General features: G+C 49.3%; 25 protein-coding genes. 17 read left to right on the top strand and 8 right to left on the bottom strand.

From position 1 onward, the window contains the following. Nucleotides 1–29 precede the first annotated feature (29 nt). The 9 genes from RBB45_RS07000 to RBB45_RS06960 are packed head-to-tail and all read left to right on the top strand — an operon-like array spanning nt 30 to nt 7,449. Nucleotides 30–797, top strand: coding sequence for an ABC transporter ATP-binding protein (locus RBB45_RS07000; RefSeq protein ID WP_009794001.1), 768 nt, complete (start codon nt 30–32; stop codon nt 795–797). Next, a complete protein-coding gene (locus RBB45_RS06995) occupies nt 781–1,488 on the top strand; it encodes an ABC transporter ATP-binding protein (RefSeq protein WP_148950124.1) in 708 nt (235 codons plus the stop codon). Before RBB45_RS07000 ends, RBB45_RS06995 begins: the two co-directional genes overlap by 17 nt. 15 nt (nt 1,489–1,503) lie before the next feature. Beyond that, entirely contained in the window at nt 1,504–2,373 is an 870-nt protein-coding gene (locus RBB45_RS06990; protein WP_009794003.1) for a branched-chain amino acid ABC transporter permease, read from the top strand. Continuing rightward, nucleotides 2,370–3,368, top strand: a complete 999-nt coding sequence (locus RBB45_RS06985; protein ID WP_094768284.1) for a branched-chain amino acid ABC transporter permease — start codon at nt 2,370–2,372, stop codon at nt 3,366–3,368. The genes RBB45_RS06990 and RBB45_RS06985 overlap by 4 nt, the downstream gene beginning before the upstream one ends. Nucleotides 3,369–3,378: 10 nt before the next feature. Beyond that, nucleotides 3,379–3,570, top strand: a complete 192-nt coding sequence (locus RBB45_RS06980) for a hypothetical protein (RefSeq protein ID WP_009794005.1) — start codon at nt 3,379–3,381, stop codon at nt 3,568–3,570. Nucleotides 3,571–3,616: 46 nt separating this feature from the next. Then, nucleotides 3,617–4,600 carry a 3-oxoacyl-ACP synthase gene (locus tag RBB45_RS06975; RefSeq protein WP_306009314.1) on the top strand — a complete coding sequence of 328 codons (984 nt, stop codon included), beginning with the start codon at nt 3,617–3,619 and terminating at the stop codon, nt 4,598–4,600. Continuing rightward, entirely contained in the window at nt 4,579–5,514 is a 936-nt protein-coding gene (gene phaZ, locus RBB45_RS06970; protein ID WP_009794007.1) for an intracellular short-chain-length polyhydroxyalkanoate depolymerase, read from the top strand. Before RBB45_RS06975 ends, phaZ begins: the two co-directional genes overlap by 22 nt. Then, nucleotides 5,511–6,251: a 3-oxoacyl-ACP reductase FabG gene (gene fabG / locus RBB45_RS06965; protein ID WP_009794008.1), complete on the top strand. Its 741-nt coding sequence runs from the start codon at nt 5,511–5,513 to the stop codon at nt 6,249–6,251. The genes phaZ and fabG overlap by 4 nt, the downstream gene beginning before the upstream one ends. A gap of 25 nt (nt 6,252–6,276) precedes the next feature. Then, complete coding sequence (locus RBB45_RS06960) at nt 6,277–7,449, top strand: thiolase family protein (protein ID WP_148950128.1); 1,173 nt, start codon at nt 6,277–6,279, stop codon at nt 7,447–7,449. Nucleotides 7,450–7,767: 318 nt separating this feature from the next. Here the strand turns inward: RBB45_RS06960 and RBB45_RS06955 are convergent, their stop codons facing one another. Then, entirely contained in the window at nt 7,768–8,325 is a 558-nt protein-coding gene (locus RBB45_RS06955; protein ID WP_306009431.1) for a cysteine hydrolase family protein, read from the bottom strand. Nucleotides 8,326–8,465: 140 nt separating this feature from the next. On the opposite strand from RBB45_RS06955, the gene RBB45_RS06950 reads away from it, so the two are divergent. Together RBB45_RS06950 and RBB45_RS06945 are read left to right on the top strand one after the other, a co-directional pair. Then, nucleotides 8,466–9,974: a class I adenylate-forming enzyme family protein gene (locus RBB45_RS06950; protein ID WP_009794011.1), complete on the top strand. Its 1,509-nt coding sequence runs from the start codon at nt 8,466–8,468 to the stop codon at nt 9,972–9,974. 73 nt (nt 9,975–10,047) lie between these two features. Next, nucleotides 10,048–10,596 carry a GNAT family N-acetyltransferase gene (locus RBB45_RS06945; protein WP_306009313.1) on the top strand — a complete coding sequence of 183 codons (549 nt, stop codon included), beginning with the start codon at nt 10,048–10,050 and terminating at the stop codon, nt 10,594–10,596. 116 nt (nt 10,597–10,712) lie between these two features. Here RBB45_RS06945 and RBB45_RS06940 read toward each other — a convergent pair whose 3' ends face one another. Beyond that, nucleotides 10,713–11,840, bottom strand: coding sequence for an MFS transporter (locus tag RBB45_RS06940; RefSeq protein ID WP_306009312.1), 1,128 nt, complete (start codon nt 11,838–11,840; stop codon nt 10,713–10,715). Nucleotides 11,841–12,205: 365 nt separating this feature from the next. Here RBB45_RS06940 and addB point away from each other — a divergent pair, with 365 nt between their 5' ends. The 3 genes from addB to RBB45_RS06925 all read left to right on the top strand — a co-directional run bounded on the left by addB (nt 12,206) and on the right by RBB45_RS06925 (nt 19,834). Continuing rightward, nucleotides 12,206–15,697 (top strand): helicase-exonuclease AddAB subunit AddB, encoded by a 3,492-nt coding sequence (gene addB / locus RBB45_RS06935; protein WP_306009311.1) that lies wholly within the window; start codon nt 12,206–12,208, stop codon nt 15,695–15,697. Beyond that, nucleotides 15,690–19,454, top strand: coding sequence for a helicase-exonuclease AddAB subunit AddA (gene addA / locus RBB45_RS06930; RefSeq protein WP_306009310.1), 3,765 nt, complete (start codon nt 15,690–15,692; stop codon nt 19,452–19,454). Before addB ends, addA begins: the two co-directional genes overlap by 8 nt. Nucleotides 19,455–19,531: 77 nt before the next feature. Continuing rightward, on the top strand, nt 19,532–19,834 hold the full coding sequence (locus tag RBB45_RS06925) for an HNH endonuclease (protein WP_009794016.1): 303 nt from the start codon (nt 19,532–19,534) through the stop codon (nt 19,832–19,834). A 44-nt stretch (nt 19,835–19,878) separates the two neighbouring features. Here RBB45_RS06925 and RBB45_RS06920 read toward each other — a convergent pair whose 3' ends face one another. From RBB45_RS06920 to RBB45_RS06895, 6 genes are read right to left on the bottom strand one after another with little or no spacing between them, the layout of a single operon-like run. Continuing rightward, nucleotides 19,879–20,097, bottom strand: a complete 219-nt coding sequence (locus RBB45_RS06920) for a spore germination protein (RefSeq protein ID WP_009794017.1) — start codon at nt 20,095–20,097, stop codon at nt 19,879–19,881. A 44-nt stretch (nt 20,098–20,141) separates the two neighbouring features. Next, nucleotides 20,142–20,519: a spore germination protein GerPE gene (locus RBB45_RS06915; RefSeq protein ID WP_009794018.1), complete on the bottom strand. Its 378-nt coding sequence runs from the start codon at nt 20,517–20,519 to the stop codon at nt 20,142–20,144. A 4-nt stretch (nt 20,520–20,523) separates the two neighbouring features. Then, nucleotides 20,524–20,700 (bottom strand): hypothetical protein, encoded by a 177-nt coding sequence (locus RBB45_RS06910; protein WP_009794019.1) that lies wholly within the window; start codon nt 20,698–20,700, stop codon nt 20,524–20,526. Next, a complete protein-coding gene (locus RBB45_RS06905) occupies nt 20,697–21,314 on the bottom strand; it encodes a spore germination protein GerPC (protein ID WP_022543592.1) in 618 nt (205 codons plus the stop codon). Before RBB45_RS06905 ends, RBB45_RS06910 begins: the two co-directional genes overlap by 4 nt. Nucleotides 21,315–21,350: 36 nt before the next feature. Further along, entirely contained in the window at nt 21,351–21,581 is a 231-nt protein-coding gene (locus RBB45_RS06900) for a spore germination protein GerPB (protein ID WP_009794021.1), read from the bottom strand. A gap of 14 nt (nt 21,582–21,595) precedes the next feature. Beyond that, nucleotides 21,596–21,817 carry a spore germination protein gene (locus tag RBB45_RS06895; RefSeq protein WP_009794022.1) on the bottom strand — a complete coding sequence of 74 codons (222 nt, stop codon included), beginning with the start codon at nt 21,815–21,817 and terminating at the stop codon, nt 21,596–21,598. Nucleotides 21,818–21,980: 163 nt separating this feature from the next. Here RBB45_RS06895 and RBB45_RS06890 point away from each other — a divergent pair, with 163 nt between their 5' ends. From RBB45_RS06890 to RBB45_RS06880, 3 genes are all read left to right on the top strand, one after another. Continuing rightward, the gene (locus RBB45_RS06890) at nt 21,981–23,573 is read left to right on the top strand and encodes a long-chain-fatty-acid--CoA ligase (RefSeq protein WP_306009309.1); all 1,593 of its coding nucleotides are present in this window, start codon (nt 21,981–21,983) and stop codon (nt 23,571–23,573) included. A gap of 130 nt (nt 23,574–23,703) precedes the next feature. After that, complete coding sequence (locus RBB45_RS06885) at nt 23,704–24,891, top strand: DUF418 domain-containing protein (protein WP_306009308.1); 1,188 nt, start codon at nt 23,704–23,706, stop codon at nt 24,889–24,891. Next, complete coding sequence (locus RBB45_RS06880; RefSeq protein WP_094768274.1) at nt 24,888–25,397, top strand: DNA topology modulation protein; 510 nt, start codon at nt 24,888–24,890, stop codon at nt 25,395–25,397. The genes RBB45_RS06885 and RBB45_RS06880 overlap by 4 nt, the downstream gene beginning before the upstream one ends. Nucleotides 25,398–25,498: the final 101 nt, after the last annotated feature.

The raw sequence follows: 25,498 nt of genomic DNA, 5'->3' as shown, positions 1-25,498 counted from the left end.
GCAGCTGAATATAAAGTGGAGGTGGGCATGTGGGTCCAATCATAGAAACAAAAGATTTATCAATATCATTCGGAGGCCATAAAGCAGTGGATTCTGTCTCGCTTGCTGTCCCGGAAAATGAATTTTTATCAATTATCGGTCCAAATGGAGCCGGCAAAACGACGTTTTTCAACCTGCTGAGCGGTCAGCTCGCCCCTACAGGGGGATCTATCCATTTGCGAGGGGAAGACATCACAAAGCTTTCTCCTGTTGAAAGGACGAGAAGGGGAATCGGAAGAAGCTTTCAAATTACCAATGTATTTCCAAGTTTGACTGTGTTGGAGAATGTAAGGCTTGCAGTCCAGTCGCAGGCAGGCATCCGCTATCAGATGCTGCGCCATTTCAAAATGTACAAAGAGCTTGAAGAAAAAGCGTCTGAATGGCTGAAGCTGGTATTGCTTGATAAAAAACAGGATGCAGCCGCCGCCAATCTGGCGCACGGCGAGAAAAGGAAGCTCGAGATCGCTATGCTCCTCGCCCTGAATACCGAGGTTTTGCTTCTGGATGAGCCGACAGCAGGAATGTCGCTGGAAGAGGTTCCGGCCATCCTTGAAGTCATCAGGAAAATCAAGCAGGAGAGCGGGAGGACCATCATTCTGATTGAACACAAAATGGATATGATCCTTGATTTATCAGACAGCGTCATGGTCCTGTTCAATGGCTCGCTTCTGGCTAAGGGGACTCCTCGGGAAATCATGGAAAATGAAACGGTGCAATCCGCATATCTGGGAGGTTTTGAACATGCAGGTTCAGCTTAAGCTGTCAGATGTCGAAACGTATATAGGCCAGTATCATATCCTGCAGGGAGTCTCGCTGGAAGTGGCAAAAGGGGATGTTACCGTGCTTCTGGGCCGCAACGGCGCAGGGAAGACCTCCACCCTCAGAACCATCATGGGGCACAATGTCCTGAGCAAAGGAAGCATAGAGTGGAAAGGGACAGAAATCGGCGGACTGCCTCCTTATGAGATTGCGAGAAAAGGGCTTGGCTATGTGCCGGAGGACCAGGGGATATTTGCGGGGCTGACAGTTGAGGAAAATATGAAGGTGGCCATGCGGAAAGAGACTCCTTCCGCTTTGGAAAAGCTGGATTGGACCCTGGACCTTTTCCCGGATTTAAAACGATTCTGGAAAAAGCCGGGCGGCCTTTTAAGCGGAGGACAGAAACAGATGCTTTCCATCGCACGGGCTTATGTGAATGATAATGATTTAATGCTGATTGATGAGCCGAGCAAAGGACTCGCACCGATCATGGTTGAAAAAGTAATGGATTCAATCATGCAAATGAAGGAAAAAACCACGATCGTCCTTGTGGAGCAGAACTTTATGATGGCGAGTACGGTTGGCGACCGCTTCTACATTATTGATGATGGAAGAACGGTAGGGGGCGGCCCGATGTCAGTGCTGAAGGAAGATGAATCTATGAGGAAAAAATATTTGGGCATTGCCTAGAAAGGAGAGTATAAGATGGAGGTGCTTATTAACCTTGCCATAAACGGGCTTGCGACCGGTATGCTGATTTTTTTGCTGGCGGCAGGACTGACGCTCATATTCGGACTGATGGATGTCCTTAATTTTGCCCATGGCGGACTGTTTGCTTGGGGGGCCTACAGCGGGACATGGATATTTGCCCAGACAGGCAGTTTTGCTGCAGGGATCATCGGGGCAGTCGTGACCGGGCTCATACTGGGTTTTTTGACTGAACGGTGGATCATCAAGCCGGTATACGGGAATCATGTCCAGCAGATATTGATCACACTTGGCCTGATGCTTGTATTATCTGAGCTTCTTAAGGTTGTCTGGGGCCCCAATCAGCTGTCAGCTTCTCCGCCATCCTACCTGGCCGGAAGCTGGGAGCTTGGCGGAGTGATCATTATTAAATACAGGGTATTCATCATCATCGTCGGCCTGCTCGTTTTCCTCGGGGTGCAATATATCTTGCGCAACACAAAAATCGGACTCGTTGTACGGGCCGGTGTCATGGATAAAGAGATGGTCCAGTCCCTGGGGATCAATATTAAAAGAGTCTTTATGATTGTTTTCATGGCAGGATCGGGAATGGCCGCATTGGGCGGGGTGCTTTTAGGCCCGTATTCGGGTGTCATCCATGCGGAGATGGGGATGGAGTTTGCCATCCTTGCTTTCATCGTTGTTGTAATTGGAGGGATGGGCAGCTTCTCGGGATCCATTCTTGCTGCCATTCTGGTAGGGCTTGCCGGAGCCTTCATGTCCTATTATGTTCCATCCCTTTCCCTGGCCGTTAACATGCTGCTGATGGCCGCCGTGCTTATCTTCAGGCCGCAGGGGCTATTCAGATTGAAGGGGCGGGGAGTATGAGATATACCTTTGATAATAAAAAGGCCATGATCTACACCTTTATAGCAGCGGCATTGATGCTGCTTCCATTTGTATATGAATCAAGGACCATGCTGATCTTGTTTACACAGATCTTTATTTTTGCCATTTTTGCCATGAGCTACGATATCCTGCTTGGATATACAGGGATTGTTTCCTTCGGCCATGCCATGTTTTTCGGGATCGGGGCCTATACAGCAGGCGTGATGATGAAAAGAATGGAACCGACGATGGTGAACCTCCTATTGGCTGTGCTGCTGACAATTGTTCTGACCGCAGTCCTCAGTTATGCAGTCGGCCTTCTGACACTAAGGCTGAAAAGCCATTTTTATGCCATGCTGACCCTGGCATTTGCCGGCCTTTTCCTGGTTCTTGCCGAGAAGTGGAGAACCGTTACGTACGGAAACGACGGATTTACCTTCCGGGTCCCGGATCTATTAAAAGACCGGACAGACTTCTACTTCATCTGCCTGGCGGCTATGATTCTCGTTTTTATGATATTGTCGCGGTTCACCCATTCTCCGCTCGGAAGGGTGCTCCAGGCCATCCGTGAAAATGAACAGCGGACAGAGTCCCTTGGCTATAATGTGATTCAGTACAAAATTGCTGCGAGTGTTGCAGCCGGTGTTATAGCGGGGATTGCCGGGATGCTGTACAGCATATCCCTCCGCTTTGTCAACACGAGCGTATTTACGATGGATATCACTCTTGATGCCCTGCTGATGACGATTATAGGCGGGGTCGGAACATTGGCGGGGGCTATCATCGGGGCGGGGATTATTGAATTTGCCCACCACGGGCTGACAGAACTTGCAAAGGTCCATTGGATTTTTGAACGGTGGATCATCTTCTTTGGAATCATATATATACTGGCCGTGATGTTCTTTCCGAAAGGGATTCTCGGGACGCTCAAAGGGAAGCGATGGAAACGCACGGGAAAAGAAGCAGACAAAAAAGAAGAAAAGATTGCCGGCTAGGGGGGAGAAGATGGTTCATGGCCAGGTTGCCTCGTTCATTATCCGGATTTATCTGAGTGATCAGGAAGGAACACCAGGCAAAAGGAATTGGAGGATTAAGGTGACGCATGTGCAGGAAGACAGGGAAACATTCTTTGAAACGCTGGAAGAAGCCAATGATTATATGAAATTGGCAGCCGGGGCGATGGGGCCGGTGCAATAAGGAGGCGGAAAATCTGGATATCGGAATAGCGGCAACAGGCATTTATTTGCCGGAAACATATATAACAAGTGCAGAAATTGCCAAAAAAGCAGGAATCCCGCTTCATATTGTTGAAAATAAAATGGGTATCAAAAAGAAGCCGGTTCCAGGCGCAGAGGATCACACCTGCGAGATGGGGATCAGGGCTGCCCGCGAAGCAATCGGGAAAGCTGGAATTGATCCGCTGGAAATTGATCTGGTCATTTATATCGGCGAAGAATATAAAGAATATCCCTTATGGACAGCAGGCATTAAGCTTCAGCATGAAGTTGGGGCCTATAAAGCCTATGCATTTGATATGGCCCTCCGCTGCGGGACCGCTATAATGGGGCTGAAGACAGCGAAGGATATGATGTCAGCAGATCCCGGCATATCGACAGTCCTGCTTGCCGGCGGCTACAGGAACGGGGACTTCATTAATTACGAAAATGAAAGGACCCGGTTTATGTTTAATCTGGGAGCAGGGGGCGGTGCGATCCTTTTGAAAAAAGGACTGTCCTCAAACAGGCTGCTGGAAAGCGCCATCATAACCGATGGATCTTTTTCAGAGGATGTTGCGGTAGTGGCCGGAGGGACTAAGAACCCCTTAACGGCAGAGGCGCTTGAAAACGGTCTTTACCAGCTTGATGTAATGGATCCGGCAGGGATGAAGCAAAGGCTGGAGCAGAAGTCCATGGAAAACTTCCTGAAGGTAATTAGGAAAGCGGTTGCAAAAAGCGGCTATGCAGAGGATGATATCCATTATCTCGCGATGCTCCATATGAAAAGGTCTGCCCACGATTTTGTCCTTCAGGAGCTTGGCCTTGGACAGGGGCAATCCATTTACCTGGAGAATTTTGGGCATATCGGCCAATTTGATCAAATATTGTCATTGGAGCTTGCTGAAAAAGAGGGAAGGCTGGCACCCGGGAAAATAGCTGTCCTTGTCAGTGCAGGCATCGGCTATGCCTGGGGAGCTTCTGTCATTAGATGGGGGGAAGATGGAAAGTGAGCAAGAATGAAGAACTGAAAAAGATTGTTTTGAGCAGCGGGGAAACCATCAGCTGGAGGGAAAGGGAAGGCGGCGGGCAGAAGCTGCTGCTCATCCATGGCAATATGACTTCCTCGAAGCATTGGGACCTTGTGTTTGAACATCTGGACCCGAAATATAAGCTGTATGCGATCGATCTTAGAGGGTTCGGCCAATCCAGTTATTTCGAGCCAATCCGTTCCATCAAAGACTTTTCGGATGATGTAAAGCTTTTTTGCGATGCCATTGGCCTCTCCGATTTTTCCGTTGCCGGCTGGTCGACGGGAGGTGCGGTTGCTATGCAGCTTGCTGCAGACAATCCCGGCCTATGCAATCGCCTGATTCTTTTGGCCTCAGCTTCCACAAGGGGATACCCGTTTTACGGGACGTCAGGGGATGCTGTGCCTGATTCATTAGCACGCCTGACCAGCCTGGAACAAATAAGGGCGGATAAGAGCAAGACAATTCCTGTGCAGTCGGCTTATGACAGAGGGGACAGGATGTTTCTAAGGGCGATGTGGGATGCCCTTATTTATGATAAAAATCAGCCGGAGCCTGCAAGATATGAAGAGTATCTGGATGATATGCTGACACAGCGGAATCTTGCTGAAGTCTATCATTCTCTTAATATTTTCAATATAGGTTCCGTCCCGAATGGTGAAGAACCCGGAACAGGGGACGCGGATAAAATTAAGGTGCCGGTGCTGGTCCTGAGAGGCGACCGTGATCAGGTAATAACAGCGGGGATGGCCCGGGAAATCCTTGAGGACATCGGAAGCAATGCACACTTTGCAGAATTGAAGGATTGCGGCCATTCCCCGCTTGTCGATGATATCGGGCAGCTGACTGATGTGATGTCGGAATTTTTGGATAAAGAGCTGGAGGTATTAAAGTGAGACTAAAAGAGAAAACAGCCATTATTACCGGGGCGGCCAACGGTATTGGATTTGCCGCAGCCGAAAGATTTGCACGTGAAGGGGCCAATGTGGTCCTGGCCGATTTTGATGAGGAAATCGGCAGGGAAAGAGAAGGGGAGTTAAATAGAGAAGGACTTCATGCCAGGTTTATTCAGGTAGACGTATCAAAAAGGGAAAGCATTGACGAACTGGTCCGGCAGGTGCTTGAGGAGTATGGGAGAATCGACATTCTGATCAATAACGCAGGGATCACCCGTGACAGCATGCTGGCCAAAATGGCTGCCGAGGATTTCCAAAAAGTGATTGACGTCAACCTGACCGGTGTATTCCATTGCACCCAGGCTGTGATCCCAAGCATGATTGAACAGGGGAAAGGGAAGGTCATCAGCACTTCATCTGTATCAGGCGTTTATGGAAATATCGGCCAGACCAATTATGCTGCCGCAAAGGCCGGGGTTGTGGGCATGACAAAAACCTGGGCAAAGGAGCTGGGCCGAAAAGGGATCAACGTCAACGCCGTCGCCCCCGGCTTCATCCATACAGGAATGACAGCAAAGGTGCCTGAGAAGGTGATCGGGCAAATGAAACAGATGGTGCCGCTCGGTCGCCTGGGCAGCCCGGAGGATATTGCCAATGCCTATTTATTCCTTGCCTCTGATGAATCTGATTATATTAATGGAACCGTCCTGCATGTGGACGGCGGCATTATGATGTAAGAATAGTTTGACGGGAGGTAGAAAAATGAGGACTGTAGTTATCGTATCAGCTGCAAGGTCTCCGGTCGGAACCTTCGGAGGTGCATTCAAGGATCTCCTGCCAACCGACCTGGCTGTACCAGTCATAAAGGAAACTGTAAAAAGAAGCGGTTTGGATAATCATGAAATCGATGAGGTGATCCTCGGTCATTGCATCCAGCGGACCGACCAGCCCAACACGGCCAGGACCGCAGCGCTGCTGGCAGGGCTTCCGGATGAGACCTCGGGATTCACTGTCCAAAGGCAGTGTGCATCCGGCATGCAGGCGGTCATTTCGGCAGCTCTGCAAATCCAGGCTGGCATATCTGATATCGTAGTGGCAGGCGGTGTGGAGGCTATGAGTTCAAGCCCTTACCTTCTAAAAGATCACCGCTGGGGAGCGAGGATGCAGCATGGTAAAATTACCGATTCTGTATGGGAAATTCTCGAGGATCCGATCCACCATATTATGATGGGTGAAACTGCTGAAAATCTGGCAGAGCTTCATGGGATAACAAGGGAAGAGCAGGATGAAATGGCACTGCTGAGCCATCAGCGCGCCCTGAACGCCATTGAAAAAGGTTATTTTGAAGAAGAAATTGTCCCTGTAACAGTCAAGCACAGGAAAGGGGAAACCGTTGTATCCCGGGATGAGAACCCTCGGCTTGACCTCACAGCAGCAAAGCTTGCCGGCCTAAAGCCTGTTTTCCGGGAAAATGGAACCGTGACGGCGGGGAATGCCTCCAGCCTGAATGATGGGGCAGCAGCACTGGTGCTGATGTCCGAAGAAACGGCAATGGCAAAAGGGCTTACGCCGCTAGCCCGGATTGCCGGATTTTCAGTATCAGGCGTCGACCCTAAAATCATGGGAAGGGGACCTGTGCCGGCAGTCAGGAAAGGCTTGCAGCAGACTGGCTGGTCTCTGGAGGATGCAGACCTGATCGAAGTGAATGAAGCATTCGCAGCCCAATATCTCGCTGTTGAAAAGGAGCTTGGCCTGGACAGGAGCAAGGTAAACGTCAACGGCAGCGGCATCAGCCTCGGACACCCGATCGGCTGCACAGGAGCAAGGCTCATCGTCAGCTTGGTGCATGAACTGAAAAGAAGAGAACTGAAAAAAGGCATCGCCTCCCTCTGCGTCGGCGGAGGCATGGGAGCCTCGGTTTTTATAGAAAGATAACAAGAGAGGCACGAGATGCCTCTCTTTCTATTTGCAGACAAAAGGGATGGGTGAAATTATCCTGTCTTTCTAAGGGGAACTTTATGCTCAAAAAGTATAGAAAACCCTGTTGATTGGAGTGGAAGGCACGCAGACTCCTGCGGGAAGATAGCGGCAATGCTGAGACCCCGCAGCGCGCAGCGTGAGGAGGCTCAGCGTCGCCCCGCGGAAAGCGAAGTGCCTGGAACGCAAATCAACAGCCCCCATTCAAAAAGATATTCATAAGCTAGTGAATAAATCCTTTTTCCCTGCATTTGCCCTAAGTCCAACTATTGCAAATTAAACTAGTAACCCCATCAGCTCCCCAGCAGTCACAACCTGCGCAAACTCCTTATTCAGCATCGCCAATTCAATCTCATGCACCTGCTCAGGAGAATAAACCGTGCCTCCAGTACCTTTAACCTCAAACGCGGCACAAGCATCGGAAACAAGATAGGTGGTGAAGCCCAGATTGCCCGCCATCCTTGCAGTGGTTGAGACGCAATGCTGCGTCGATAAGCCGGTTATACAGACATTCTGGATATTTTCGCCTCTTAAATAGGACTCCAGGCTTGTACCGATGAATGCAGAATTCACTTCTTTCTGAAAAACCTTCTCATCCGGCAGCGGGGCATTGGCATCTTTAAAGCTCACACCCTCTGGATTATCACGATATAAAGGAGAAGACGGCTGAACCGATAAATGCTGCGAGTAAATTATCTTCCAGCCTCTTTTTCTCCACTCATCCTGCAGCTGCCCTATTACTTGTTCTGCGGCGGGATTGTTTCTTTTCCCCCAATAAGGGTCGTCAAAGCCCTTTTGCACGTCCAGGACAAGCAGGGCTGGCGGAGAATCCATCTTTTTCAAAGGCGCACCTCTTTTCTCGGATTAATAACTCAGCTTTATTATTTCCGGAGTATGGAAAATCATCCAGGTGTAACTCTTCTGCAACTGATGTTATTTACACTCTCCATATCAAAGATGAAGGAGAGATTGCATTGTGGAGGGAAATCGACTGGCTGACCAATAGAGCGGGGCTGTCGCCCGGCTCCGTGGCAGTTATTGACGCTGAACAGGGGAAATCCTGGACATATAAAGAGTTGAACAGCAGGGCGGAGGCTTTGGCGGGCTGGCTGCTTGAAAGGGGAGCTGCAAAAGGTGACAGGATCGCGCTGCTTGCGCCTAATCATATAAGCTGTCTGGACTTTCTGTTTGCCTGCGGAAAAATCGGGGCTATTTTCGTGCCGGTCAACTGGAGGCTTGCGGCGGAAGAGATCCAGGCTATACTGGCAGACTGCACACCCGTAATTATAGGCTATCATTATTCATTCATTGAACTCGCATCACGCCTGCAGCTGCATCAATATGAGTCTGTCTGCCTGGATGAAACACCCTTCAGGATGCCTGGCCGCCCATTCATTCCTCCATGGCAGGTCGATGAGGAGGATCCCCTTGCCATGATTTATACAGGGGGGACGACCGGGAAGCCGAAGGGAGCTGTGCTTTCCCACCGGGCGATCTTGTGGAATGCCGTCAATACGGCAGTCAGCTGGGGGCTTACGAACCAGGATACGACCATCACTTATCTGCCGATGTTCCATACCGGGGGCATCAACGCCCTTACTCTGCCTTTGCTGTTGGCCGGAGGCAAAGTTGTGCTCGCCGGGAATTACAATCCGTCTGATGCAGCCCGTTATATCAGGGAATATCAGTGCACCATCATCCTGCTTGTGCCTACGATGTACCATATGCTGATAGATACAGATGAATTTAAGGAAGGCTCGTTTGAATCCATGAGGGTATTTCTTTCAGGAGGTGCTCCGTGCCCGCTTTCAATTTATGAAGAATTCAGGAGGAAAGGATTGCACTTCAAAGAGGGCTACGGCATGACGGAAGCCGGGCCGAATAATTTTTATATCTCCCCGCAGGAAGCTGTGCTGAAAAAAGGATCCATCGGAAGGCCGATGCTGTTCAACACGGTGAAGATCCTGGCAGAAACAGGCGTCGAGGCAGGAAATGGAGAAGTTGGAGAGGTTTTGATAAAGGGGCGCCATGTCTTTTCCTGCTACTGGAATAATGAAGAGGCCACAAAGGACGCAGTAAGAGATGGCTGGCTCTATACCGGTGACCTCGCAAAAGTCGATGATGAAGGATTTTTCTATATAGTCGGACGGAAGAAGGATATGATCATCACCGGAGGGGAAAATGTATATCCGCTCGAAGTGGAGCAGTGGCTGGGCTCCTGCCCGCAAGTGGATGAAGTATCTGTCATTGGGATCGATGACCGGAAATGGGGGGAAGCAGTAACGGCATTCATTGTGCTGAAGGAAGCAGCTGCCATGACCAAAGATGAGATAAAGGGTTATTGCAGGCAAAAGCTCGCTGCTTATAAAGTACCTAAATTCATTTATTTTCTTGATAAACTTCCAAAGACCCATGTGGGAAAGATCGACAAAAAGCAGCTGAAAATGACTGCGGCAGAAATGGCAGCTGCTAAAGAAGGATAATTCGGCATCCCTATCGAATAAAAGGGTACTCCCGGCGGCTGAAAGCCTGCTGGAAACAACTGGGGAGATCCTTATGATTACAGAGAAAATGCTGGAAGGCGAAAATATCAGACTAGGCTATTTTGCGGAAAAAGATCTGGAAAACATATTGGAGTGGCATACAGGAGAGCTTTTTATGCGCCATCTTGATGCGGTGCCTGTAAAGCCGCGGACGAAGGATGACCTGAAAAAGCAATGGCTGGAGGAAACCAGTGATGCGTTCCGATTTGCTGTCATCCATAAAAACACTGAAAAGGTAATCGGGTTTGCTGAGGTTAATGGTGTGCTTTGGACGCATAAGACTGCCTGGGTCAGCCTGGGCATCGGCAGCGAAGAGCACTGGGGGAAAGGATATGGAAGAGAAGCGCTTCAATGCCTGATTGACTATAGCTTCAATGAACTGAATCTCCATCGCCTTCAGCTTACCGTGTTTTCCTATAACAGCCGGGCCATCAGGCTGTATGAAAAAATCGGCTTTAAAAAAGAAGGAGCCTTCCGTGAGTTTATGGAACGAAACGGGCAAAGATATGATATGTTCCTCTATGGACTCCTCCGCAGAGAATGGCAGAAAAGTCCGGAATGACAGATTCCGGGCTTTTTGTGCTGACAAGATAATTGCGGCGGGCAGGAATGACCGGCAGGGCGATTATATCGGTCACTCTTGGACAGAAGCAAGAGGGGTTGCTTTGCCCCTTCCCCCTACAAATCCCTCCCCGCCTTCTCAAGCCTATGAACAATTACCAAATCAACTGCAAAACAGCATAGCAGAAGAATGAGCACCCCGGCAAAAGGCAGGATGGCGGCAGCTGGCGAGGCAAGGCTCGCCCCGGTTAAGAGAACGAAAGAGTAGAGTGATAAAGCTTTGGCGCGCCGCTCTCCGCCCAATGATCCAATCAATGTGATGATCGAAGGAATCAAGAGAGAGATCGAGGCGACGAAAGAGACTGATAGAATAACAAGCATTTCCGCCCCTGTGAGAAGAAGGCACATGCTCAGGATCCCAAGCCAAAGGCCGGTTATTAGTGTGCGGTAAACCCCGAATGTTTCAATTAATCTGCCGGTGAAAAGGGATAAAATGGCGCCTGCCATGCCTGCCGCCCTAAGAAGGAACAGTTCCTGGAAGGTGCCGCTGAATACCCGTGCAAGGCTGTCATAGAAAGCTGCAAACGAAAACAGCAGAGTAAAAGCAATCACATAGCATGACAGAAGCCTGGTATTTTTCAGCAGGACCGCAAAGGATGAAAAGACGCTTTCCCGGACTGCAGGCTTTCCTGTCGCAGGCATCAAAATCCAGGCCAAAATGAATAGCGCGAGATAGCATACAGAAAAAAATAAAAAGACAGATTGCCAGCCATAATGCAGGGTAAGGACAGAGCTGATCAGCTGGCCGAGTATGCCTGCAAGGAGAAAGCCCGTATTGATGAGCACAAGCAGAAGCGTTCTTCCGCGGCCCGAAAATAAGTCGAAAGAATAGGCAAAAGCCACAGGTGCAAAACTTCCGAGAACAAATCCCTGAAGTGACCGGAGGAAGTAAAGGCTGACTTCACTGCCGGAAAGTCCGACCGCAAAGGTGGCAAGCGCAGAAGCGAGCATCCCAAAGACAATGACCTTCTTTCTGCCTGCCCTGTCTGACAGGGGGCCGAATGTTAAAAGGCCCATAGCATAAAAGATGGAAAAAAGGCTTCCGGCTGTGATGATTGCTCCTTCATCTGCATGGAGAGAGGCGGCCATTTCACCGTATATGGGAATGAGGGTATAAATATTCGAAGCGACCAGTATCCCGGAAATGACAAGCAGGGCTCCGGAGACGGACAAACCTGGTTTCATAGCGTGAGTTATCCCTCCTTTTTTGAAATTTTTGGGGCTTGAAGATTCTTATGCTTACGCTACAGTCTGCGTTTCTTTATGAATTTGTCTCTTTTGTTTTTATCAATATATGCACGCGGGGATGTGCTGGAAAGTTGTTCCCATCCAGGTGTATCCCATTGGCAACAGTGACGGAAAAATAGTATAATAATAGATAAATAAGGGCAGCCGCTTCCATGCTGTCTGGTATAAAAATAGAGTTGTTTTTTCCAAAGGCGCAGAACAAGCTGCGCCTTTTTCGCACTTAAATAGCAGAATGAAGGGTATCCGAAAAGCCTTCACGGCCGAACGGAATCCGGAAGATGGATAATAGGGGAGGACCACGGATGTCTGTACGTTTTATATTAGGCCGGAGCGGCAGCGGCAAGACTTCGCTCTGCCTTGAAGAAATCAGGGAGAAAATGAAAATCGAGCCGAATGGCCATCCGGTTGTTTATCTGGTGCCTGAGCAGATGACATTTCTTTCGGAATATAAGCTCATCACAACCCCGGGGCTTGGCGGGATGATCCGTACACAGGTCTTGTCATTTACAAGGCTTGCCTGGAAGGTGCTGCAGGAAACAGGCGGGATCAGCCGCTATCATTTGAACAGCACCGGCGTTAATATGCTCATCAGAAAAATAATTGAAGATAAAAAAGATGAACTGAAAATCTTTCAGCGGGCGGCAGGCAAGAACGGCTTTATCGGCCAAATGGAGCAGATGCTGACAGAATTCAAACGGTACTGCATTGAGCCGGGAGCTCTTGCAGGGAAACGGGAAGAACTTGAATCCCGAAGGGGCAGCAGGGGGCTTCAGGACAAGCTGCATGATATGGAATTGATCTATAAGCAGTTCGAAGAAGGCCTTCTTGGCAAGTACGTAGATTCTGAAGACTATTTCCGCCTTCTTACTGAAAAAGCAGGGATGTCGGAGTACCTGAAAAATGCCGAGGTGTATATCGACGGCTTTTACAGCTATACGCCCCAGGAATATATGATCATCCAGCAGCTTATCAGAGTCTGCAAAAGAGTGACGGTGACATTTACGCTTGACAGGCCATATAAAACAGCAGTCCCGGAAGATCTTCATCTTTTCAGGATGTCGGCAGAATCATACCAGTCGGTCTATGAGATTGCGGGTATGGCCGGGGCCGAGATGGAACAGGAAGTGCTTCTCAATGGTCAGCAGCGCTGGGACAATGACTCGCTCCGCCATATGGAAAGAGCCTTCAGCAGCAGGCCTGCCGAGCCTTTTGCAGGAAAAGCAAACGTCCATATTGCACAGGCAGTGAACAGGAGAGCAGAAATAGAAGGTGCGGCCAGAGAGATTAAGAGACTGGCAGCAGAAGAGGGATACCGATTTAAAGACATTGCCCTTTTAATGAGGAATGGATCAGTTTACCATGACATCATTGAAACCATCTTTGATGATTACGGGATTCCGTTTTTTATCGATCAAAAGCGGACGATGATGAACCATCCGCTTATTGAGCTTATCCGCTCATCACTTGAGGTCATTACCGGCTACTGGAGGTATGAGCCTGTTTTTCGCGCAGTCAAAACCGAACTGCTGTTTCCGTCCCAGGCGGATCTTGGCGTGATCAGGGAAAAAATGGACAAGCTTGAAAACTATGTTCTGGCATATGGTGTCCAGGGCGAGAAGTGGACAAAAAAGGACCGCTGGAATTACCGCCGCATCAGGGGGCTTGAATTTGAGCAGATCGTCCAGACCGACTTGGAAAAAGAGCGGGAAGAAGAGCTGAATCAAATGAGGGACCTGATCGCTGCACCGATACTCCGGCTCTCAAGGAGGCTTAAGAAGGCCGACAGCGGAAGAAGGCTGTGCGAGGCTGTCTATCTTTATTTGGAGGAATTGGATATACCGACGAAGCTGGAGCGCTGGAAGCTGGAAGAGGAAGATAAGGGGAATCTTGTAAAGGCAAGGGAACATGATCAGGCCTGGAATGCTGTCATGGAGCTTCTGGACCAGTTTGTAGAAATGCTCGGGGATGAGAAGATCAGCATGAAGCAGTTTGCCTCAATCCTTGATTCAGGAATGGAATCTCTCCGCTTCTCTCTTGTTCCGCCGGCTATGGACCAGGTGCTCGCAGCAGACCTGGACAAATCTCGTTTGTCGGATATAAAGGCAGCGTTTGTCATCGGGCTGAATGAGGGTGTCCTGCCTGGCAAGTTCACTGAGGAAGGAGTGCTTGCTGATGCTGACCGGGAGAAGCTTCTGCAGTCAGGGCTTAAAATTGCCCATGGCAGCAAGGTCAGGCTCCTGGATGAGGATTTTCTGGCTTATCGCGCCTTTTCCACACCTTCCTCCCATCTGTACATCAGCTATCCGCTCGCCAATGAAGAGGGCAAGGCACTGATGCCGTCGCCTTATATCAGCCGGGCAAACGAACTGTTCCCGGAGGCGGGGCAGCTGATGTGGATGGCCGATCCGTTCGAACTTCCTGAGGAGGAGCAGCTATTATTCGCCATGAACGAGGATACGAGTCTTTCTTATCTGGCTTCCCAGCTCCAGATGAATAAAAGAGGCTATAAAATCAGCGGAATCTGGTGGGATGTCTACAATTATTATCATGCCCATCCAAGGCTCGGGGACACGGCCAGAAAAGTACTTTCCAGCCTGCATTACGAAAACAGAACGGCCAGGCTTTCGGAAGAGGCTGCCAAGGAGCTTTACGGGGAAACGATCCAGGCAAGTGTATCAAGGATGGAGCTTTTCCACAGCTGCCCATTTTCACATTTTGCCCAGCATGGCCTGAAGCTCCGGGACAGGAAGGTCTTCCGCCTGGAAGCGCCGGATATCGGAGATCTGTTCCATGCTGCGTTGAAATTCATAGCTGAGACCGTCATGGATAAAAGGATGTCCTGGTCTGACATGACAAGGCAGGAATGCGAGAAGCTTGCCAAAGAAGCGGTGGAGATGCTTGCGCCAAAGCTTCAGAATGAGATACTGCTGAGCTCGAACCGCCACTTTTATATCAAGCGTAAGCTCGAAAATATCATCAGCAGGGCTTCGTATATACTGAGCGAGCACAGCAGGGCAAGCGGGTTCTCCCCAGTCGGCCTTGAGCTCGGCTTTGGCCCTAAGGATAAACTTCCGCCTCTGTCCTTTAAGTTGAGGAATGGGACGAACATGGAGCTGGTCGGCCGGATTGACCGGGTTGATAAAGCGGAGAATGAAAATGGCGTATACCTTCGGGTGATCGATTATAAATCCAGCGCAAGGGATCTGAATATCAGTGAAGTCTACTATGGGCTTGCTCTGCAGATGCTTACCTACCTGGACATCATCATCACCCACTCAGGGGATATAGCAGGGAAAAAGGCCGATCCTGCAGGAGTCATGTACTTCCATGTCCATAATCCGATTGTGAACTCTCCGAAGCTTCTCACACTCGATGAGATTGAAGAGGAGATCTTTAAGAAGTTCAAAATGAACGGCCTTCTTCTCGGCGATGAAAATGTATTAAGGCTCATGGACCAGACACTTGATTCCGGCGACTCCTCGATTATATCGGCTGGATTTAAAAAGGACGGCACCATCACGAAAAGGTCCAAGGTCGCCACAAGGGACGACTTCGAGAGCCTTCGGAAATTTGTCCGGGGAACCTACACAAAAACCGGGGACGCGATCATCAGCGGATCAGCAGATATTTCCCCTTATAAAATGAAGGACAAGGTGCCTTGTACATTCTGTTCGTTCAAGTCAGTCTGCCAGTTTGATGAATCGGTTGAATCGAATGAGTACAGGGTGCTTTCCCCTAAGTCAAATGAAGAACTGATGGATAAGATACGAAAGGAGGCGGGAGAGAATGGCTAAAGCTATTATTCCTCCAAAGCCGGAGGGGGCAGCCTGGACAGATGACCAGTGGAAGGCAATCATGGCTTCGGGCCAGGATATCCTTGTGGCTGCAGCTGCAGGCTCCGGAAAAACGGCAGTGCTGGTTGAAAGGATCATCAATAAGATCGTATCCAGGGAAGAGCCGGTCAATGTGGATGAGCTCCTCGTCGTGACCTTTACGAATGCGTCTGCCGCAGAGATGAGGCACAGGATCGGGGAGGCACTTGAGAAGGCGATAAACAGGGATCCGCAGTCTGCGCATTTGCGCAAGCAGCTCAGCCTGCTGAGCAGGGCTTCGATTTCCACTCTTCATTCATTCTGCCTTGAAGTGATCCGGAAATATTATTATCTGATCGATATCGATCCCGGCTTCCGCATTGCCGATGAGACAGAGGGGCAGCTCCTCAGGGATGAAGTCCTTGAAGAACTGTTCGAAGAAGAATACGGCAAGGAAAACAATGAAGACTTTTACCGGCTGGTCGATGCTTTCACGAGCGACAGGAGTGACACAGCCCTCCAGGATATCATCAGGGAACTGTACGATTTTGCACGGTCCAATCCGGCACCAGATCAATATCTCGATAAAATCTCGGACATGTACGAAGTCAGCAGTGATGCAAAACTGGAAGAGCTTCCGTTCATGTCAAGCGTCTTGTTTGATATCGGACTGCAGCTTGAGGGAGCAAGGCAGCTGCTGGAAAATGCGCTTGAGCTTGCCAAAACGCCTGGCGGGCCTGCTCCAAGGGCAGAGAATTATATGGACGATATCAGGGCAGTTGAGACCTTGATTGCCGCAAACAATGATTCCTGGTCCAGTTTAAATGAAGCCATGCAGCTTTGGAGCTTTGGCCGTGCGAAAAATTGCAAAGGCGATGAATATGATCCCGATCTGGTCAAGCAGGCCCAAAAGTATAGAGATAAGGCAAAGAAAATGATCCAGGATCTGCAGGCGGAATTCTTTTCGCGCAGGCCGGAAAGCTTCATCCGGGATATTGGGGAGATGAAGCCGCATATCGATGTACTCGTCCGGCTCGTCCGGTCCTTTTCAGAGAAATTCAACAGTGTGAAAAGTGAGAAGGGACTTGTTGACTTTGCTGATCTGGAGCATTTTTGCCTGGAAATCCTTTCTGATCCTTCTGCAAGGAAGGAGGGAGCCATCCTGCCTTCAGAGCCAGCTCTTACTTACCGGGACCATTTCAGGGAAGTGCTTGTTGATGAATACCAGGACACCAACATGGTCCAGGAAGCAATCCTGCAGCTCGTGACGAAGGAGGGGGAAGAGACTGGCAATCTGTTTATGGTTGGAGACGTGAAGCAATCCATTTACCGGTTCAGGCTGGCAGAACCCAATCTGTTCCTCGGCAAATATACTCGCTTTACTGTGGACGGAGAGAAAACAGGATTAAAGATCGACCTTGCAAGAAACTTCCGCAGCAGAAAGGAAGTGCTTGACGGGACCAACTTCCTTTTCAAACAGGTGATGGGAAAAAAAGTAGGGGAAATCGATTATGACCAGGCTGCCGAGCTTGTAAAGGGAGCTTCGTATCCTGAAGACCTTCCGTATCCTGTTGAGCTTCATCTGATCGACCTGGACGGACAGGAGAAGGCCGAAAGCGGGGAAGCAGATGAAACGGATGCAGGGTATGACCTTGAGGATCTCGAGCAATCACAGCATGAAGCAAGGCTGATGGCTGAGAAAATCAAAGAAATGCTGTCATCCGGGAAAAAAGTGTATGAACCGAAATCGGGAGCATATCGTCCTTTAATGTACCGCGATATTGTCATCCTTCTAAGGTCGATGACATGGGCTCCGCAGATTATGGAGGAATTCAAAAAGCAGGGAATTCCGATTTATGCAAATCTGTCTTCAGGCTATTTTGAAGCTACCGAGATCGCCATTATGATGAGCCTTTTAAAAGTGATAGACAATCCGCATCAGGATATCCCGCTTGCCTCTGTTTTGCGGTCTCCGATAGTCGGCCTTAACGAAGAAGAGCTTGCCCAGATCCGCATCGCCGATAAAAAGGGTTCCTACTATGAAGCGATGAAGGCATTCTGTGAAACAAAGAAAAGCGGGGATCTGTATGATAAAGTAAAGCCGTTTTTCCTGGATATTGCGGAATGGAGATCGATGGCGAGGAAAGGCGGTCTTTCTGAATTGATCTGGCAGCTGTACCGGGACACGCATTTCTATGACTTTGCCGGAGGGATGCCCGGCGGCAAGCAAAGACAGGCTAATCTCCGGGCATTGTATGACCGGGCACGCCAATATGAGGAAACTTCCTTCAGGGGCCTTTTCCGCTTCCTGCGTTTCATAGAACGGATGAGGGAACGGGGCGATGACCTTGGTGCAGCGCGCGCACTCGGCGAACAGGAGGATGTGGTGAGGATGATGACCATCCACAGCAGCAAGGGGCTTGAATTTCCTGTCGTCTTTGCTGCAGGCCTGGCAAGGCAGTTCAATACGATGGATTTGAAAAAACCCTATCTGCTTGATAAGGAATACGGATTTGCGGCCAAATATGTGAATCCGGAGAAGCGGATTTCCTATCCATCCCTGCCACAGCTTGCTTTTAAAAGGAAAAAGAAGATGGAAATGCTGGCAGAGGAAATGCGCGTTCTGTATGTAGCACTGACTCGTGCCAAAGAACATCTTTTTCTTGTGGCAAGCGTGAAAAATGCGGACAAAAAACTGGCCGGCTGGCAGCAGGGTGCCAAAAAAGACAGCTGGCTGCTGGATGAATATGACCGGGCGTCTGCTTCCAGCTATCTTGATTGGATCGGCCCCGCACTTATCCGCCACCGGGACGGGGAGCCACTGAGAAGCGGGCAGGAGGATGCCGCAGCAGGAAGCCAGGGAGAAATCGCTTTACATCCTTCATCCTGGAGCGTTGAGGTCAGGCAGGCAGCCGCCACTCCTGCTCAGGAGGAGGACAGTGATGAAGCCGGGGAGCAGTGGATTGACAGCGTATATGAAGGCAAACCGGTCCCGGCTGAGTCCCCTTTTAAAGAAAAAATAAAGAATTCACTTTCCTGGCAGTACAGCTACCCTTCCGCAGCTTCCCATAAGTCAAAGCAATCTGTCTCAGAAATGAAGCGGCAGAGTGAAGTGAAGGATGAAGAGAGCGGCAGCGATCTCGTCAGGAATCTGAAAAAGCCGATCCTGAACCGGCCAAGGTTCATGCAGGAGAAATCAATGACACCTGCCGAAAGGGGCACGGCGATGCATATGGTCATGCAGCATGCAGACCTTTCCAATCCGGTGACAGAAGAGTCCATTGAGAGACAGCTGGCGGAGATGAAAGATCGGGAGCTTCTCACGGATGAGCAAGTCCAGGTGATAGACCCGGCCCTCATCGCGGGATTCTTCCAATCGCCTCTTGGCCAGAGGATGAGAAAGGCTGCAAGGATCCAGCGGGAGGTTCCTTTCAACCTGGCATTGCCGGCAAGAACCGCCTACCCGGACTGGAAGGGCACAGAAGAACCGGTACTTGTCCAGGGGATCATTGACTGCATTTTCGAGGATGAGCACGGTACAGTCCTGCTTGATTATAAGTCTGACAGCATCCATGGGCGCTACACGGGCGGATTTGAGGAGGCAATGCCGGTCCTCAAAAGACGGTATGATGTTCAGATAAGCCTGTATGCAAAAGCTTATGAGGCTATTACTAAGGACCCTGTTGATGAAAGGTATCTATTCTTTTTTGACGGAGGCCATATTTTAAAGCTGGAATAGGGATAATAGGAAAGCAAAAGGGGAGACTCTTTTGCTTTTTTGTTCATTAAGATGAAGTTGGGGAAGGAGCTGACCACATGGGGAAAAAAAGCCATGCAGAGGGTATATGCGAGCTCTGCGGACGTAAGCCTGTCGCAGTGACGGTCCATCATCTAACACCGAAGGAATTCGGCGGAACATTCCTGCCGACGGCCAATCTATGCATTCCGTGTCATAAGCAGATCCATGCTTTATACCCGAATTCTGAATTGGCAGTGAGGCTGAATACGATCGAACTTTTGAAGGATGATCCCCAGATAGCCAAGTATCTGAAGTGGATTAAAAAACAGCCTTCATCAAAGCTGACGAAGGCTAAAAAATCGAATGCAAGAAAAAATTGAGATTGCAAAGGCTGCTGTTATGACGCCGGAAGGAACGGAAGCCCTTAGTTATTCCCGACGTTTGGCTGATCTATCAGATTGGTGTCAAGTACATTGCTGGCATTGAGGCCGTTATTTGTGATGATGAATCCGCCCGTATTGAAGGCGCCCTGGCCGCTCGTTGATTTGGAGTTATTTTTTGGGGAGATGTACAGGGCATCCCCGAATTGCACAATTCCCCCTCCAACGTTGACAATCTGCACAGGTCCGATGATTGCAGGCATTGTACCACTTCCTTTTTTCTGGCATTGCTTCTCCGCCCCTTCGGTCAGGTTTCCTGAAGAGGCAGGAGCTGGCGGATATGCTTGACGCGCGACTCCATAGAAACATGGCCGCTGTTTCCGATATGAACCAGTGATGAAGCTGATATACCGATAATATCTATGGAATCCACTTTAATGGCTGGTTTGCCCTGATGTACATACATTTGAAGGGGATCTTCAAGGGCTGGAAGGGGAAGGGGCTCTGTAAAGATAGAATAATCACTGTACCTTCCCTCATTTGCGAAAAAGACCTCAGCTTGGCGCTGTACGGCAAGCGCTCTTGAAAACGCCTGTATAAACTCAGAATCTCCCACCTGCAAGATGGAGGAAAAAGAGACGGTATCCACATTCAGTTTATTGACTATTGCTGTTCTCTGAAGCATGTCATCACTCCGGAGTCAGCGGCACGAAGGGTCCTATTATAAGGGATTCCGCCGGAGTATCAAAGGTTGAGGCAAGCTGGATGGTCTGGGTGTCCCCGACCATGAGCAGAGAGGAGCTTGATACACCGAGTACGCGGATGCTGCCTACATTCAAGTCTCTGTTATAAACCTCGAAGTTCATTCTTTCTTCATCCCTTTCATATTTTCGGGCAGATTCCCAAGGAAGGCTTTCACTCCGTTGCGGATCTCCCCTTTTATCAGGGAAGCTGCCTCTTTCCACCAGCCTTCGGGATTCCTTGCCATCTGCTGATTATTTTGAGCCTGCTTCACATAGTAATCAACCCTGCTGGGCAGCTGTTTTTTAACATCTTCTTTTATGAAAGAAAGATAGGAAGAGTCCGCCTCCATATCCAGAGCAGCGGCTGCTTCTGCAAAGACTTGCGGCAGATCTTTCTCAAGGAAAGCTTCGATATCTTCCTCAATTTCCACGATTCTTTGCATCTGCCCCTGCGGGTTGGCCGGAACAGAGACATTGCTGCCTTTAACGGCAAAGTCTTCTATTCCCTGGAGCTCCGACGGATTCAATCCGATATTCAGTGTCCCTTCCAAGGTTTCAACCTTCAGCTGGTCGAATTTGTATTCAATGGTATCAACCTGTATCGGCGGGCGGTCTTTGAGTGCAATCAGCTGCTGCTGCAGTTCGCCGGCCAATTTCTCCAGCTTTTTGATCCTGCTGTCCTGATACTGGACAAACTGATGGAGTTTCTGCATATACGTGTAAAAATCCTGATTCAAGCGGCCACCCCTTTTCTTGTATAGTTTTCCTGGACGTTACCTGGCATAAGCGGGGGCACTCGGCGTGAGGGGAACTGCCGGCGCTTCGATTGGCGTTCCCCCTGGAGACGATGCCTGGGGTGCAGGCTCCAAGAATCCCCCGGTATTATACAAAAAGGAAGCAGGCTTAATGATTCCTGCACTTCCAATCTGGAAGACTGATGAGTTAGTCAATCCGCCTATACGAATGTTGTTAATCTGTATTGTTTGCTGTATATAGAAATTCATAGTATCACCCTATGTCAAGCATTGAAATAATTGCCCTGATCGACCCCGTCCTGGTCAAACGTATTGGTCGTGCTCTGCCTGTTATAGACATTGAGACCATCTCCGGTATTGAACGAGCCAGCGCCGGAAAAGGTTTTGGCATTGGAAAGAGGCATGATTTTGTAGACATCCCCGATATGGAAGACAGAACTGCTTCCGATTGATACTACCTGTGCGACTCCTACGATTGCCGGCATATTAAAACATCCTTTGACTATTGGTTTCTGTACTATCGTATGTGCCTATGGCAGGAGTGTGATAAAAAAGCCCAAAATAATGGTGCTGAAGCTATCCTGCTGTGTAATTAAAAGTAAGATATGATAAAATGACAGTAAATTCAGACTTTTAAGGAGGCTGCTTATGCAAGTACCATTGCTGCTCACACAATTCTTAGACCGCGCCGTTTCGCTGTATGCTGATAAGGAAGCCATTTTTGCCGATGAACGGAGCTTTACCTACCAAGAATTGGGCAGCCGGGTGAACAAGCTGTCATTTGGCTTAAAGGGGCTTGGGGTGGAAAAAGGCGACAGGATTGCCTATCTTGCGCCGAATTCAGTGGAGATGCTGGAAGGGTTTTATGGTGTTTTCCAGACAGGCGGCATCATGGTCCCGCTTAATATCAGATTGAAGCCGGAGGATTATCTTTACATACTGAACCACAGCGGGGCGAAGGTCCTGTTTGCCGATCAGGATCTTTATCATCTTATCCTGCCGGTCAAGGAACAGCTCCAGACAGTTGAAAAAATTATTGTCCATTATAAAAATGACCAAACGGCAGAAGTGGGATATGATGATTGGCTCAAAGAGCAGCAAGAGGGCCGGTTTCCCCGGGTGCAGCTGGATGAGAATGACGTCTGCAGCCTGCTGTATACAAGCGGAACGACCGGAAATCCAAAGGGAGTCATGCTCACCCATCGGAATAACTATCTTCATGCTTTAAGCACGATGCACCATCTCAGGGTAACCGACAAGGACGTCCTTGTTCATGTGCTCCCTATGTTCCATGTCAACGGCTGGGGGTCGCCTTTCTATTACACTGCAAACGGCGCATCCCAGGTATGCCTGAGGAAGGCAGATCCTGAAACCATCTTCCAGGCTCTGAGGAAGCACAATGGGACAGTCCTCCATATGGCGCCTACGGTTCTTAATTCGCTGCTGCAATATCATGGCAGCAGCAAGCTGCCGGCAGGAGGAGATGTTCGTGTAGTCATTGCCGGTTCTGCACCTCCGCCGGCATTTGTTGCAAAGGCAGAAAGGGAATTGGGATGGGAATTCATCCAGGTGTACGGAATGACGGAATCTTCCCCGCTCAGCACAATTTCTTCTATCCGGTCCCATCTATCAAATCTGCCGGAGGAAGAACAATACCGAATGAAAGCAAAAGCCGGCTATAGCATGATTGGCTGTGAAGTGAAGGTTGTTGATGAGAACGGAGAAGCTGTCAGGTATGACGGTAAGCAAATAGGTGAAGTGATCACAAGAAGCAATGGAGTCATGAAAGGCTACTGGAAGAATGAAGAGGCGACGATGGAAGCGATCCGCGGCGGCTGGCTTTTTACAGGAGATATGGCCACTGTGGATCTTCACGGCAATATAGATATTGTAGACCGAAAGAAGGACATCATCATTTCCGGAGGGGAAAATATCTCTTCCATTGAGGTGGAAGGGGTGCTCTATGACCATCCGGCTGTACTCGAGGCTGCTGTCATTGCCGTGCCTCATGAAAAATGGGGAGAAACGCCGCATGCCTTCATTGTGAAAAAGGATGATGCAGAAATAGCCGCAGAAGACTTCATCCTGTTTACCAGGGAAAGGCTGGCTCATTTTAAAGCTATAACAGGTGTGACCTTCGTGAAGGAGCTTCCGAAGACCGCATCCGGAAAAATACAGAAAATCCGGCTCCGTCAAGAATACTGGAAGGCTGACGGAAAAGGCGGGCGTTTTGTCAACTAAAGCAAACATGAGAAAGGGCCGCGGACTGTGGCCTTTTTTTATGGCAAAAAGGCTGGCTTGGCAAATCCTGGTGGACTTTCTTAGCCTGCCTATCTATTATTAATAGGTAGACTATGAAAAGGAGATTTGTATGCCTGATAAATTATTGCCTGTACAAGAAAAAGACCGGATTGCTTCACTTGATATGATGAGGGGCTTTGCTATACTTGGCATCTTCCTCGTAAACATGATGTCCTTCCACTCCCCGCTTTTGTATCTGGATCCTCATCGATGGTGGGACAGCTCTCTTGATAAAGGAGTATATGCTTTAATCGATATTTTTGCCCAAGCGAGCTTCTATCCTTTATTCTCCCTTTTGTTCGGATACGGGGTGATCATTTTGAGGGAAAGGGCAATAGACAGGGGCTACAGCTTTGCGGCCATAGGGTCAAGAAGATTCCTTGTCCTTCTGGCAGCGGGCATTCTGCACGCATTTCTCATCTGGCATGGAGATATACTGGTGAATTATGCGGTATTCGGCCTGATAGCCCTATTATTCTTCCGGTTGTCCGGGAAGGCTCTTCTGATAACGGGAATACTGCTGTATATCCTGCCCAATCTGCTTATGGGCCTGCTGATGCTGGTGACAGTCCTGTTTGTCCCGGACAGCGAAACTTCTTTATATGACCTGGAATCAGCAGTCTCATCGAGTGAAGTATACAAGGACGGGACATTTGCGGAAATCACATCACAGAGGATCACAGATTGGTATATGGTAAATAATGAGGTTTCATTCATCATCCTGCTCCTGTCGATTATGCCTCTTTTTCTGATCGGAGCCGGAGCGGCAAAGCTGAAGCTGCTGGAAAAGCTGGCGAACTTCCAAAAGAGGGCAGCCATTATGTTTGCGGTGTTCTTTGCCGCAGGACTGTTGATCAAACTGGTGCCTTATATTGGTCCTGACAACCTGGCAACAGAGTATTTCCAGGATTTGTTCGGGGGCCCGCTCCTTGCTGCCTCCTATGCAATTATGATTGCGCTGCTGGCTGATACGGAAAAAGGCAGCCGTCTGCTGATGCCGCTCACTTGGGTAGGGAGGATGTCATTGAGCAATTATCTATTTCAATCGATTGTCTGTACTTTGATTTTTTACGGCTATGGCCTCGGTTTTTATGGAGATATTTCTATGGCTGGCGGCACGCTGCTTGCTGTTGGGATCTATCTGTTCCAAATCCTTCTAAGCAGGCTATGGCTTACCAGGTTCAAGTACGGTCCGTTTGAATGGCTCTGGAGAAGTGCCACCTATCTGTCAGTGCCGCCGATCAGGAGAAGCAAATGAGAAAGGCCATCATCATCGGCTCTGCGGGGGCAGGTAAATCAACCTTCGCTAAAAGGCTTGGGGAAATGACCGGTATTGAAGTGATCCATCTGGATTCCCTTTTCTGGCACGAGGGCTGGGTGCCGACGGAGCGGGAGGAATGGATCCGGATTCAGAAAGGTTTGCTGCGGAAGGAGCAATGGATCCTTGATGGAAACTATGGAGGAACAATGGACATGAGGATGGAAGCATCTGATTCTATCTTCTTTCTGAACTATTCTACAGTCCGCTGTTTGTATGGCGCCCTGAAACGAAGAGTCATGAATCATGGCCGCACAAGGCCGGATATGGCAGAGGGATGCCCGGAACAGCTCGACTGGCAGTTTTTAAAGTGGATTGCCCGCTATAAGAAGGATAATGCACCGGCCATCCTTGCCAAACTTTCCGCTGCGAAAGGGAAGGATGTATATATATTCCATAGTCCGGAGGAAACAGAAGAATACCTTCTCAGTCTTACCCGGCCTTAGGAATGTGCCTGCAGGAAAGCCCTGCAGGTCTCTTTCTGTCCGCAGTTTCCCATCAAGGCGCTTTCAGAAAATTTGTATTATACTAGAAATATAAAAGAGAT

The sequence above is a fragment of the Bacillus sp. MMSF_3328 genome, from assembly GCF_030733525.1.
Lineage (GTDB): Bacteria > Bacillota > Bacilli > Bacillales > Cytobacillaceae > Bacillus_AB > Bacillus_AB infantis.
Note: the sequence above shows the minus strand (reverse complement) of the source record. Positions and strands in the feature narration are given on the sequence as shown.